The organism is Salicibibacter cibarius (genome assembly GCF_016495725.1).
In the GTDB taxonomy this organism is placed as follows: domain Bacteria; phylum Bacillota; class Bacilli; order Bacillales; family Marinococcaceae; genus Salicibibacter; species Salicibibacter cibarius.
In genome coordinates, this window is sequence record NZ_CP054705.1 from 3,592,785 (window position 1) to 3,605,775 (window position 12,991).

The following is a 12,991-nucleotide window of genomic DNA, read 5'->3' on the forward strand; positions in this document are numbered from 1 at the left end:
CGTGCTCGTTTCCTTTCATTATAAAGGCGGGACGACAGATGATCAAGCGCGAAGCCGTCCACGCGTCTGATCACCTTTGCTGCGACTTTCGAGAATCGTGCTCGTTTCAACGGCCCCGTTTTTCTTTTTATACCTTTCATGCAACAAAGCCGAAAGGTTCCCACCGACGACAAGCAAGGCAAAAACAAACCATACGCTGGCAAAAACACCGGCTAACCCTCCCGATTGTATAGAAAACTGTTCAACCGCGTGCCATATGAAGAAAACCGCGACCCCCAATGAAATAAGCAAACGTAAACGCATACGATCCCCCTCTGCTCATTAGCATATGAGCGAAGCGCCTTTCCTATGACTCGTCCAGGCGAACGGGTTTCGGCTGATGATCACACCTGAATCCTTAAAAAGGCCCGGGCAACATTTAGTTGCTCCGAGCCAATCGTTTTAGATATCCACACTTTCTCCCGGCTGCAGCGCCCGGCCTTTAATCGGCGATAGTTCATCGACGAACTTTTGCCCGTCTTGTTCAATGAGCGGGAAGGTGTTGTAGTGGATAGGAACGACGAGTTCCGGGTTAATCCATTCCGTTGCGATCTTCGCGTCATCCGGACCCATCGTGAAATTGTCTCCAATCGGGATAAAGGCGATGCTTATATCATTGTGGTCGCCGATTAGTTTCAAATCGGAGAACAATGCAGTGTCACCGGCGTGATAGACCGTCTTATTATCCGCAGTAAACAAAATCCCGGTAGGCATGCCTGTATAAATGATCTGGCCGTCTTCTTCCGCGTAGGAAGAACTATGCCAAGCCGGTGTTAATTTGACGTGTCCAAACTTAAATTGGTAACCGCCGCCAACATTCAACGGATGCGTTTCAACGCCTTTCGAACCAAGGTATCCGGCAAGTTCATGCGTCGCTACGACAAGGGCATTTGACCGCTTGGCGATAGCTACTGTGTCCCCGAGGTGATCCTGATGTCCGTGGGTAAGTAAAATCGCATCCGGATTTACATCTTCCGGATTAATATCACATGTCCCGTTCCCGGTAATAAAAGGGTCGATAAGAACATTTGCGTCAGGTGTCTCAATTTCAATAAAAGATTGGCCGTGAAAAGTTAGTTTCATTGTTTTCCATCCCCTTATTTATAATTCTAAAACATCTATTTCCGAATGAATGTATAATTAAACGTGTTTTTTGCCAAAAGAAGCAAGGGCTTCGTCCACATTTTCAGACGTAATGTTTTGCGCTTGACCGACCGCTTCATATGTTAATTTTCCCGCGATCGTATTCAAGCCTTTTTTCAAATTTTCATCGTCACTCATGGCTTGCAATAAGCCTTTGTTCGCGAGATTTGATACGTATGGCAGTGTAACGTTCGTAAGTGCCATCGTGGCCGTTCGCGGAACAGCGCCAGGGATGTTGGCAACCGTATAATGGACAATGCCGTGTTTGACATAGACCGGATCATCATGCGTGGTGATACGGTCCACCGTTTCGAAAATCCCCCCTTGATCAACGGCGATATCGACCAATACAGACCCCGACTGCATCGCTTTTACCGTTTCTTCCTTCACGAGTGTCGGCGCTTTTGCGCCCGGGATAAGAACGGCACCGATGACAAGGTCCGCTTCCCGGACGGCTTGATCAATCGAAACAGGATCAGACATCCGTACATTGATCTGCGAACCAAACAAATCGTCAAGATCGCGAAGTCTTTGCGGATTAAGATCGAGCACCGTGACGTTCGCTCCCAAACCGAGTGCGATCTTAGCTGCATTGGTACCTGCCACGCCTCCACCGATAATCGTTACTTTTCCTCGCTGGACCCCGGGGACACCGGAAAGCAAAATGCCTTTGCCACCTTTCGTTTTTTCTAGATATTGTGCACCCATTTGGGTGGACATGCGCCCGGCTACTTCACTCATTGGTGTCAAAAGCGGCAACGACCCGTCCGCCAATTGCACAGTTTCATAAGCGACCGCGGTCACTTCATTTTCCAACAGCGCTTTCGTTAACTCCTTTTCAGCGGCCAAATGCAAATATGTAACTAATAATTGATTTTTTCTAAAATATCGATATTCAGATGGAAGGGGCTCCTTCACTTTTACGATCATCCCCGCTGCCCAAGCCTCTTCCGCACTGTTTACGATTTCAGCCCCCGCCTGTTCATACTGCTCATCCGTAAAACTTGAACCTTCTCCCGCCTTTGTTTCCACGAGCACCTGATGACCGCTTTGTTTTAATTGCACAACAGCTGCCGGTGTGAGTGACACACGATTTTCTTGATTTTTTATTTCTTTGGGTATGCCGATTTGCATATTCCCCGCCCCCTAAATTAGTCTTTACATGTAATTGTCAGAACGCTCTTTATTGCAATAAAGGACTGAATGGCAAGGTCTTTGAACGCTGTAAAAATAGTGTATTAGCTTGATTCCCGAACTTAAGTTTGACATTATAAATATAGCCAAAGTTTCCCCGCGGGTGTGAAATGCAAGTGCATCTCTTTGGTGCTGATCTGTGCCTATGCAGTATAATCTGACATAAGAGCCTCACTGTGGCATGAGGTATGGTTGTCGTGTTGAGTGTGGGTCCGAAAAGGAACAACGGGGTGTATAGCTTGAACGGTATAGGACCTCTACAGGAGCGAGCAACCCCCATTACATGGCATTTCAATACCGAGAGGATGTCACGATTCTTCCACCGGTTGGTCATTTTTCTTCCATCTCCACGTGTACAATTCACTATCTCCGTTTCGCCAACGAATATCCATGCTTTCCAGCTTCGGAAATTCTTCTTTAATCCGTTCCGCCAATGTCTCTGCTTTTACATTTTCATTGACATTAATGAGCACTGCCATGTTATCCACTTGTGTTTTCGCTTCTTCATCCCGTAACACCCGATCCTCATGTTGGAACTCATAATAATCGGGACTATCATATTTCCATTGATACACTTCTTCATCCGCTTCAATGATTACCCTAATCGAGAACATGTCCATCAGTTCATCAGCACGAACCTGGCCAAGGAAAGAGGTTAGCAAAAGTAACACAGCCATCACGATAAAAAGAAGTTTTTTCACACTGATCACCTCAGTATATAAGGTGACCCATCTCCGTATTTTTATTCATGACGGCGGCGGTGAATGACATCTACGCCTCCGGTTACTTCAATAATCGTGCCGGTAACCATATCTGCATCATCGGCGGCAAAATAAAGCACCGTACGCGCGATATCTTCGCCCGTTCCGGAACGCCCCACCGGTGTATCAGGGTCCGGGTGCTTCCTGCTCTCGGCAATCGTGCTTTCTTTCCATTCGCCGCGAATCTCTCCGGGAACGACCATATTTGCCGTAATTCCATGCTCCGCCTCTTCGATTGCCAAGGTCCTGATCAAAGAAGCCAACCCGGCTTTTGCTGCCCCGAATGCACCGCGATACAGCCATCCCGGTGCATTGCCGACGTCCTGATAACCATAAGCGATAATGCGTCCGAATTTTTGCTTCCGCATTTGCGGCAACGCTTGTTGTAACATCGTGAACATAGCCGTTAAATTGCCATTCACCATCTCATTCCACTCATCAGCAGTGTAATCATGGATTTTTTTTCGTTTAAATATATACGGTCCTGCATTATTCACTAAAATATCCAAACGGCCGAATCGTTGGATCGTGGTGGTGAATAAGCGCTCGATGTCCTTTTGATCGGTTACATCAGCCCGTACCGCATGCAAGCGAGTGTCATCTACTTCCAATGCTGCGCGCAAATGTTGGACCGCTTGCTCATCATTTCTGTAACTGACCGTAACGGTGTATCCTTCATACAAAAGGGCTTCGGTCACTTTGCGCCCAAGCCCTTTTGTACCTGCCGTAACAATTGCGTGCCTCATCTCCGGATCCTCCTGCTATCTTTCTTTTCATTTTACTACGTTTTCAGCCGGAATAAAAGTTCGAAAGCTTTTCCTCCCTACTTTTTGTCTTTTTCCGCTTTCTTCTCCTCGTCGTTTGCAATCTGATAACTTTTTAACATCTGCTCATGGACGATTTCATCCCCATCTTTTTTCTCTTTCAATGATTTTTCACGTTTAAAATCTTCCTTCAACGGGTACACCTACCTAGAGATTTATTATTTTACATTCCTGTATTTTTCCCTTACTCCACAGCACTATACCATCCACTGAAGGAGGAAATTAAATGCGTCGTTACAACAAAATTCTCGTAGGGGTCGATGGTTCCAATGAATCAAGCTTCACATTTGAACAAGCATGTGAATTTGCCGTAGATCAAAATGCAACTTTGTACATTACCACGGTGATCGATACGAAGACATTTGCAACGATTGAGCGCTTTGACCGCCAAATCGTCAAAAAAGCTGAAGAACAAGGGTATGACACGCTTAACAGGTTTAAAGAGAAGGCATTGGAAATGGGCGCCCCGAACGTGGAAACCATCCTCGATTTCGGTTCCCCGAAAGTTCGCATCACGCGGCACATCGCCCCTAATCATGACATTGACTTAATTATGGCCGGCGCGACAGGCGCAAACCGCGTCGAGCGAATGGTCATCGGCAGTGTATCCGAAGCAATTGTGCGGCATGCGCCCTGTGATGTGCTTATCGTGAGATGGGACCGTCAATTGCCGAGTGAAGATGATGAACTGCCTGAAGAATGAGGTGAAAATATGTAAAACGTCGTTCCCAAACGTTTTGTTTGGGGATTTTTAACCGTTTTGCCGAGAAGTCCCCTTCAAAATCTTTGATTTAGTGGGGGATGAATCGGCTTTTTTATTAGAAAAAAAGGCTTGATAAAAAACATAAGTTTGGTATAATAGAATCAGATCAAATGTTCGGGAAGTGACAACAAATGTTGGTACGCATGAATTATAAATACGAAATGTTTCCAACCGAAAAACAGATGCAAACGATGGATCGTTGGCTGTCTATTTGTCGTCAACAGTACAATTCTGCACTTTTGGATAAACAGCGTTTTTACGAAAAGAATAAGACCGGACTATCCCGACATGAATTGCAAAGACAGCAAACTAAGGATAAACAAACATTCCCTCTTCTTAAAACAATGCCGTCGCAACCTTTACAGGAGGTATTCTTCCGTCTGGAAGAAGCGTACAAGAACTTTTTCGAAGGGCGTGCACGTTATCCAAAAATCAAAAGGCATAAAGATTACCACTCAATGACATTTACACAATTCGGGGTGGATAAACGAAAGATAAAAAACAAGAAAACCGGTAAAGTTAACGTACGGGATGTGCGTTATGCTGCTTCGTTAGACGAGAACAATCATCTTTTTATTTCAAAACTCGGATCAGTGTATGTCAACTTTCACCGCCCAATAGAAGGAAAGGTGAAACAAGTCACGATCAAACGCCGGGGTCATCGTTGGTTTGCGATCTTCAGCGTCGAAAGACACGTAAACGAAACGGTTGATTTCCCTGTTCAATCCACAGGCGTCGCTCGACAAGTTTTGTTATAAACACTTTTTAGCGTGAAATACAGGGGATTCTCTATGAATCCTAACGTTACAACCGAGGATGGGAATGACGGAGCCATGTTTCCCGAAACCATCCCGCCAATACTCCTGCATGCGTCATGACAGACAGGTCATGGGGTTTGAAGACAGGTAGAGTCGGCAGAACGAAGGCTAGAGCCACCTTACGAGGAAGGTATGCCAACGGATATGCCGGACGGCTGAAAAACTGGATATGGTGAGAATGGTTTCCGTGGAGGGAAACTGACGAACAACCGAATGTACAGGTCTATAGTGGAACTATAGGGAAACCTATAGGCCATCCAACGATGGCGTGAGTAGCGTGGAGTAAAACTGCGCCTTCTGAAACACGCTATACCGAACAATGGCGGTATCTCGCTCACAGGCTTAAAGGGAACACCTACGTTCAGAAAGGATAGCTAGGTTGTAAGGGACTTGGAAAACAAGGAACGTTGAAACAAGGACTGTCATCCGAAACGTTTGCTATAAGACTTGATGTCGAAAGGCATTGATCCTTGCGAGGGTAGGGGCATGACCAATGAAACTCCTGTAATGGGAGGGGAGGAACAGCCCCAAGTCTAGCGAATGGAACGATCATTTTCCAAATGTGCATTGCATCGATCGGGTAAGAACGTGGGAACATCACTCTTTAGAGAGGATGCCACAATGCAAGCTTTACGTTATTGGGATTACTACGATATGACGGAAATATTCACGGATTTGTATGAAAAGTCCATCGAACGCCAAAGCTTTTCTCGTCTCTATGATGTCATCACATCACGGGAAAATATCCTTTTAGCCTATCGGACCATCAAATCCAACAAAGGTTCAAAGACATCGGGAACCGACGGGAAAACCATTGCCGATTTAAAATCGTGGTCGGAAGAAGATTTAATCGCTGAAGTCGGAAGCAAACTCAAAAACTACTGCCCAAAGAAAGTACGAAGGAAGTGGATTGAAAAAGATAACGGGAAATGGCGACCACTGGGTATTCCATGCATACTTGATCGTATTATCCAGCAATGTTTTAAACAAGTGCTGGAACCGATTGCGGAAGCACAATTTTACAATCACAGCTATGGATTTCGCCCACTTCGGTCTGCTCATCATGCCATGGCAAGAATCCAATTTTTGATTAATCAGGCACACTTCCACTTTGTGGTAGACATTGATATCAAAAGTTTCTTTGACAATATCAATCACACACTACTGATCAAGCAATTGTGGAATATGGGCATACAAGATCGCAAAGTGATGGCATGCATCTCGAAAATGCTAAAAGCTGAGATCGACGGATAGGGAACTCCAGTTCGTGTCGTGCCGCAAGGTGGATTGTTGTCAACGTACTTTCAAATGTCGTGTTGAATGATTTAGACCAATGGGTCGCCGATCAATGGGAGTTCTTCCCGTTATCAAAACCCTATCAATCCAAAGAAGGCGAAAGAAATGCCAAGAAACGCACCCGACTCAAAGAAGGTTACCTTATCCGTTATGCAGATGACTTTAAAATCCTCTGTAAAGATGGGGAAACAGCTCAGAAATGGTATCATGCGGTTCGCCTATACCTCAAAGACCGTTTGAAACTGGATATATCGCCAGAGAAATCCCAAATTGTGAATCTGAGGAAAAAGGAATCGGAATTTCTCGGGTTCACCATCCGTGCGAATAAAAAGGGCAAAAAGAGAGTTGCGCATACAGGGATCAAAGCAGTGAAAAAGCAGAAGATCAAACAAGAAGCGAAAAAGCTTATTCGAAGAATAAGATCTTCCCCATCTGCACTCAACGCACTCCTCTTCAATAGTTTTGTTTCTGGACTGCATCAATACTTTAAACGAGCTACAAAAGTAAATCTAGAGTTCTCGCGTCTTGCCTACGATCTTCAACCGTACATCTACAATCGTCTCGGACCTGTAGGAAAATATGAACACCCTAATAATCCGCCACCCACGTATAAAAAGCTCTATAAACAAAGCTTTAAAACGTTCAAAATTTGTGGCGTGTATTTATTTCCCCTTGCCGATGTAAAAACCGTCCATGCGATGGGTTTTACGCCAACCGTTACCCCTTACACGAAGAAAGGTAGGGAAAAGATTCACAAACGGTTACGTCCAGATTTAGGGCGAGAGATCGGGGTGCTGATGAAAGCAACGATTCCTCATCGAAGTGTCGAATATTTGGATAATCGAATCAGCCGATACAGCATGAAAATGGGGAAATGCGAGATTACAGGCATGGAGTTGCCCGCCTCGGAAGTTCATTGCCATCATTACATTCCAAGGCAGCTGGGTGGAACCGATCAATTTCATAACTTGCGAATTGTTCATAAGGATGTACACCGTCTCATCCATCATACGGATGATGAAAAGGTGCGAATCCTTCTTCGTCAATATAAAATCAACGCATTGCAATTAGAAAAGATCAACAGGTATCGAGAACAATGTAGATTACGAAGCATCGAGCAATCCTAATCACAGAAGTAACGAGGAACTTATGATCCAGTATATTTCGTTAGATGGAACGCGGAGTGCGGGGAAACTTGCACGCTCCGTGTGGAGCAGGGGGTGCGACAAGAAGTGACTTCTTTCGTATGAAGCCAGTGTCTATATAGATTATCCAGTTGCATCAGGGTATTCCCTTCCGAAACTGCATGATGAGTAATCGTGATGTGGGTTGCATGAGGATGTGCTAAACCTGAAACTTCGTGTCTAAGTGGATGGGGGCAAGGGAAAGAGTAGTATGGTTAATGATAAATGAATCTCTATAAGCATCGTCACCACAGTCGTTAGATAAAGACATAGTTGGACTGACGTTTTCATAGGTAGGGAAAGTATTCTCCCCTGAATACTTTTAATGCAACCCCACAGACCTATCGGTGTATTGGAGGAACCTAACCTACTCGCATCTGGCAGAAGTTAAACTTGGTAAGTCCATTTGGGGTCCTGTAACTGAAAGGTAAGCCGAGCGTAAGCAAAGCCCAATTCCCCAATGGATATGGGAGGTTGAAAGAAGCGAATGCCACCATGCCGAAAGGCATCAGGAATCGAAAATAACTGGGTGGATAGTGTTTGATAACATCACTCGAAAGAGGGCTGACTTTCAACTGGTGTGCAACATGGGATAAAGCGTTGATGAACAACTCAAAAGGATGGTAAAAGACGATGAACACTTCTATAAAGAAGTCCGCATTACCATACATTACGGACTGGGACTGGGACAGTATTAATTGGTCAAGCATTAGTCGGTATGTAGAGAAATTACAACAACGAATATTCCATGCCGAACGTCTAGGAAGAATCCGTAAAGTAAGAAATCTTCAAAGGCTGCTAATGAAAAGTCAAGCTGCACTACTCCTCTCAATCCGAAGAGTTACCCAAATGAATAAGGGGAAACGAACGGCTGGAGTTGACGGGCATAAAGCCTTATCTCCCTATGAGAGAATTGAACTCTACAATAAAATGAAGGACATGAACATCAAGTGTCATAAACCCAAGCCGGCTTATCGAACGTATATCAAAAAGAAAAACGGGAAGCTTAGACCTCTTGGAATACCGACAATTAAAGATAGAACTTATCAAAACATTGCTAAATTAGCCCTTGAACCACAGTGGGAAGCTAAGTTTGAACCAACTTCTTATGGTTTTAGACCTAAAAGAAATTGTCATGATGCCATTCAAAGAATTCACACCACTGTTGGTAACAAGAAGGTGTGGATATTTGAAGGAGACTTCAAAGGCTGTTTCGATAATTTAAACCATGACTATATCCTTGAACAAATTAAAGGATTTCCAGTTTTCAATATAATAGCCAAGTGGTTAAAAGCAGGTTTTGTAGATAACAATGTATTCCATGAATCAGAAGATGGGACACCTCAAGGCGGCATTATATCACCACTTCTAGCTAACATCGCACTACACGGTCTAGAAGATTTACTCAACATAAAATATCGGAAGGTAAAGAGGAAAACTAAAACATCTTATGAAAATCGGGCTAAGTTTGCCGTTACAAGATATGCAGATGATTTCGTCATCATGTGTGAATCCAAGGAAGATGCTAATGGTTTATATCATAAACTAGAGCCGTACCTTGAGGCGAGAGGGCTTGAGCTAGCCATGGACAAAACGAAAATAACGCATGTTGAAGAAGGGTTTGATTTCTTAGGCTTCAATATAAGAAAATATAAAACTCATAATGGCAGTAAAGTTCTTACCAAACCTTCCAAGGATAGCATTAAAAATGCGAAGACGAAAATCAGCGATAAAGCAAGGCAATTATACGGGAAAAACGTACAAAAACTAATTGGTACGCTTAATCCTATTACTTTAGGCACGGCGAATTACTGGAGTCCAACTGTCGCTAAAAAAGTCTTTTCTGAAATGGATTCTCATATTTGGAACGTCCAATACAGATTTCTACGAAGACTTCATCCAAAAAAGAGTTGGGATTGGATAAGGAAAAAGTATTTTAAACCAGACAAAACGGGTCAAAGTCAAAATCGTTGGATTTTAACTGATCCGATAACCAATAATCAACTGAAAAAGGTATCTTGGATACCCATTGTACGACATGTGCAAATTAAACATGATTATAGTCCTTTTAATAAGAATCTTAAAGATTATTTTAAGAATCGTGATATTAAAGAGTTTGATAGAAACAATGTAGCATATAGACAAAAGTTAGCAAAAAAGCAGAAATACAAATGCTCTCTGTGTAGTAAATCCATTGCAGATGGAATTGAAGGTTTGGAAATGCATCATAAAATTCCTAGAACCAAAGGTGGTAGTAATGAATACAAGAACATAGAATTGGTTCACATATCTTGCCACCTGGAATTCCACAAGGTATTTCCTGCAAGAGATGACATTCCGAATGACGCTCAACTAAGGAGCGTTAAGAAGTATCTCGAAGGTAAGAAGATCACAGGATTGATCTAAACCTAGACGTGGATAAATGCATGCTTGAGCCGTATGTGCTGAAAGGCACACGTGCGGTTCTTAGGGGGGAAGGGGATAGTAATATCCCTAACCTACCCGACAAAAGCTAGAGATCACGTCAAAGGCTTACCTATTGCTGACTGATGTCGGGATTCATAAGTTTGCCGTGCTATCGGATGGAACCAACGTCGAGAATCCGAAATTCCTTTTGAAAACAGAAAAGAAATTGAAACGAGCACAAAAGAAACTTTCCCGCATGAAACAAGGCTCAAATAACTGGAAGAAACAGCTTCAAAACGTGCAGCAACTGCACATAAAAGTGGCCAACCAACGGCGTGATTTTCTCCATAAGCGAAGTTATCAGCTTGCGAAAACGTATAAATTCGTTTTTGTTGAAGACTTAAAGATTCGAAATATGGTGAAAAACCGCCATTTGGCAAAGTCGATTCATGACGCTGGTTGGGGTGCTTTTTGTCAAAAGCTTGAATATTAAGAAAAACCTAGCTTGGGAAAACCGCCCAAGCTAGGTCCTTGTCATGATCACTGCTTGTCCGATAGCCGGTACTCATAACCGTGAACGCCTTTATAATACTCCGGATACATCTCCCCTTCACATTGTTGGCAGGCAAACATGGGTGGGACACTGGGGTTGCCGGGATCCATTGCGTCAAAATCGCGAACCACAGTGTAAGGGATCACTTCGTGTTCATGACACTGTAAACAAACAAAGTTGACGGTCTTGGGATGCTGATTCGTCGGTGATTTCTTCTTCTTTTTTTGTTTCTTTTTTCGGTGTTTCGATACGGGGGACATGACCGATCTCCCTTTCCAAATAGCTTCTGGCCGTTTCACCCAAGGCGACTTTAACCACTAATCGCCCGTTCTCAAGACAGACTTCTCCCTTATACTCAAAGTAGTTATCACATTTGGGACACCGCAGAGGACCCTTATGTCCGCTGGCTATGACCCTTTCTCTCCAAGTTTGGCGGCGCGGGGTTCGCTTCACCTGGGTGATCCACGTCTTCTTCGTTTTTTGCCACGCTGCCAGTAACTTTTTACTCACGTTCTTCGTTCTTCTCGAGTACAGCCCATAATGACGGATCGTTTTAAACTGTTCATCCGGGATATGACGGATCAGACGCATGATAAAGACCTCAACACTTATCGTTTCATACTTCTCTTTCCCATCGACTTTATCATGGTACTTAAACGTCACCATTTGCCCGTCATAGGCCTCGATCCGATTGATGCCAATCGCCGGTCGACGCATATAACGGCCAATATATCGGAGTTGGTCTTGCACCTCCCCCCGTTGTTTAGGGGCATAGATATAAAAGCCCTCTCCGTTTTTGGAAAACGCTTGTTGGAGACGCGCTTGCACGCGTTTCTTGTCCTTCCCGGATAAATGCTTGCGAATCAGCTTCAAGACAACGGTTTGCCATTGTTTGCGAAGCATCTGGAAGGGGATAAAATCATACGCCTTCCATTCTCCCTTCTTTGTCATCCCGCCCATCGTCACCAACATGTGAATGTGGGGATTGAAATTGACTTGGGAGCCAAAGGTATGTAACCCCGCAATGATTCCCGGGGTCACTTTTTTCTTCTTCTCGAAATATTCTTTGAGCAGCCGTGCACCTTCATCCATCAACATTTTTAATAATTCCCGGTGGAGCAGAAACACTTCTCTTAATCCCTCATCGATCGTCAGAATCACATGCCGATGGTTGACCTGGAACACGTCTTCCATGAGCAGACGACTCCATTCCTCGCTTTCTCCAATCGAACAGGTCGTACAAAATCGCCCTTTACAGCGATAGGGGACTTTTCGAGTCTCGTGGCAGCCTTCGCATACAAAGAGTTTGAATCCGTTCTCGGGATTCCCACAATCGCGGAATTTTTCCACTTCTTTATGGACAACAGGGCGGATGCGATCCCCGTGTTTTTCGACAAATTGTTCCCAATGATGATGGTGGTCAAAGAATATACGTCGAAGAATATTAGGTTCCATATCTACACCCTAACACATTCCCCGGCATAATAGGGGCCGAAATTTATACTTTCTTATCTTTTTAGAAAACTTGGCTTTTCGCCAAGCTTTTATGGCGAAAAGGCTTAGTTGCACTTATGCAGGTAATAAAGTTGGTTTGCACTTTATTACCTGCCAAGTGTAAAAACAATGGTAGATCACTCGTCAAAATTAAACCTCATTATACGAGTCAAGACTGTTCCAGCTGCGGGGAGCGTGTAAAAAAGGCCCTGTCCGTTCGCACGCATGTATGCAAGTCATGCGGAACAGTTTTAGATCGCGATCATAATGCGGCCATCAATATCGAAAAGGTTGGACAGGATCTTTTGGGTTTGTGTCCAACTGTATAAATCGATTGCTTCGACTGTAGGGCAAGGTCCTGTCCGAGCAGTATAAAACAAAGCCCTGGGAGATGATGTAAGACTCGGTTCATATAGAACAAAGCCATCGTCTATGAAAAGGGAAGCTCCACCAAAATCTTTGATTTAGGTGGAGAGGTTCACTTATTGTATTGATGACCCCTCCCTTTATCCCATC

11 protein-coding genes and 2 pseudogenes are annotated in these 12,991 nt (G+C 44.0%); 6 read left to right on the forward strand and 7 right to left on the reverse strand.

Annotated elements, in window-relative coordinates:
- Positions 1-42: 42 nt before the first annotated feature.
- The 6 genes from HUG15_RS18120 to HUG15_RS23415 form a co-directional block, all read right to left on the reverse strand.
- Positions 43-303: a hypothetical protein gene (locus tag HUG15_RS18120; protein WP_200124462.1), complete on the reverse strand. Its 261-nt coding sequence runs from the start codon at positions 301-303 to the stop codon at positions 43-45.
- A gap of 138 nt (positions 304-441) precedes the next feature.
- On the reverse strand, positions 442-1,122 hold the full coding sequence (locus tag HUG15_RS18125; protein ID WP_200124464.1) for a metal-dependent hydrolase: 681 nt from the start codon (positions 1,120-1,122) through the stop codon (positions 442-444).
- A 57-nt stretch (positions 1,123-1,179) separates the two neighbouring features.
- Positions 1,180-2,316, reverse strand: coding sequence for an alanine dehydrogenase (ald, locus tag HUG15_RS18130; RefSeq protein ID WP_200124466.1), 1,137 nt, complete (start codon positions 2,314-2,316; stop codon positions 1,180-1,182).
- Between the two features lie 368 nt (positions 2,317-2,684).
- Positions 2,685-3,077 carry a hypothetical protein gene (locus HUG15_RS18135; RefSeq protein WP_200124468.1) on the reverse strand — a complete coding sequence of 131 codons (393 nt, stop codon included), beginning with the start codon at positions 3,075-3,077 and terminating at the stop codon, positions 2,685-2,687.
- 41 nt (positions 3,078-3,118) lie between these two features.
- Positions 3,119-3,883: an SDR family oxidoreductase gene (locus tag HUG15_RS18140; protein WP_200124470.1), complete on the reverse strand. Its 765-nt coding sequence runs from the start codon at positions 3,881-3,883 to the stop codon at positions 3,119-3,121.
- A 77-nt stretch (positions 3,884-3,960) separates the two neighbouring features.
- Entirely contained in the window at positions 3,961-4,095 is a 135-nt protein-coding gene (locus tag HUG15_RS23415; RefSeq protein ID WP_281393555.1) for a hypothetical protein, read from the reverse strand.
- A 92-nt stretch (positions 4,096-4,187) separates the two neighbouring features.
- Here HUG15_RS23415 and HUG15_RS18145 point away from each other — a divergent pair, with 92 nt between their 5' ends.
- The 5 genes and pseudogenes from HUG15_RS18145 to HUG15_RS18165 all read left to right on the forward strand — a co-directional run bounded on the left by HUG15_RS18145 (position 4,188) and on the right by HUG15_RS18165 (position 10,921).
- Positions 4,188-4,664, forward strand: coding sequence for a universal stress protein (locus tag HUG15_RS18145; RefSeq protein WP_200124472.1), 477 nt, complete (start codon positions 4,188-4,190; stop codon positions 4,662-4,664).
- Positions 4,665-4,855: 191 nt separating this feature from the next.
- On the forward strand, positions 4,856-5,482 hold the full coding sequence (locus tag HUG15_RS18150) for an RNA-guided endonuclease InsQ/TnpB family protein (RefSeq protein WP_200124474.1): 627 nt from the start codon (positions 4,856-4,858) through the stop codon (positions 5,480-5,482).
- A 681-nt stretch (positions 5,483-6,163) separates the two neighbouring features.
- Positions 6,164-7,965, forward strand: a pseudogene (gene ltrA / locus HUG15_RS18155) (group II intron reverse transcriptase/maturase).
- 690 nt (positions 7,966-8,655) lie between these two features.
- The gene (ltrA, locus tag HUG15_RS18160; RefSeq protein ID WP_200124476.1) at positions 8,656-10,428 is read left to right on the forward strand and encodes a group II intron reverse transcriptase/maturase; all 1,773 of its coding nucleotides are present in this window, start codon (positions 8,656-8,658) and stop codon (positions 10,426-10,428) included.
- Positions 10,429-10,561: 133 nt separating this feature from the next.
- Complete coding sequence (locus HUG15_RS18165; protein ID WP_200124478.1) at positions 10,562-10,921, forward strand: RNA-guided endonuclease InsQ/TnpB family protein; 360 nt, start codon at positions 10,562-10,564, stop codon at positions 10,919-10,921.
- Between the two features lie 213 nt (positions 10,922-11,134).
- Here the strand turns inward: HUG15_RS18165 and HUG15_RS18170 are convergent, their stop codons facing one another.
- The gene (locus HUG15_RS18170) at positions 11,135-12,436 is read right to left on the reverse strand and encodes an IS91 family transposase (RefSeq protein WP_200124480.1); all 1,302 of its coding nucleotides are present in this window, start codon (positions 12,434-12,436) and stop codon (positions 11,135-11,137) included.
- A gap of 140 nt (positions 12,437-12,576) precedes the next feature.
- On the opposite strand from HUG15_RS18170, the pseudogene HUG15_RS18175 reads away from it, so the two are divergent.
- Positions 12,577-12,804, forward strand: a pseudogene (locus HUG15_RS18175) (zinc ribbon domain-containing protein); the annotation flags it as partial.
- Positions 12,805-12,991 lie beyond the last annotated feature (187 nt).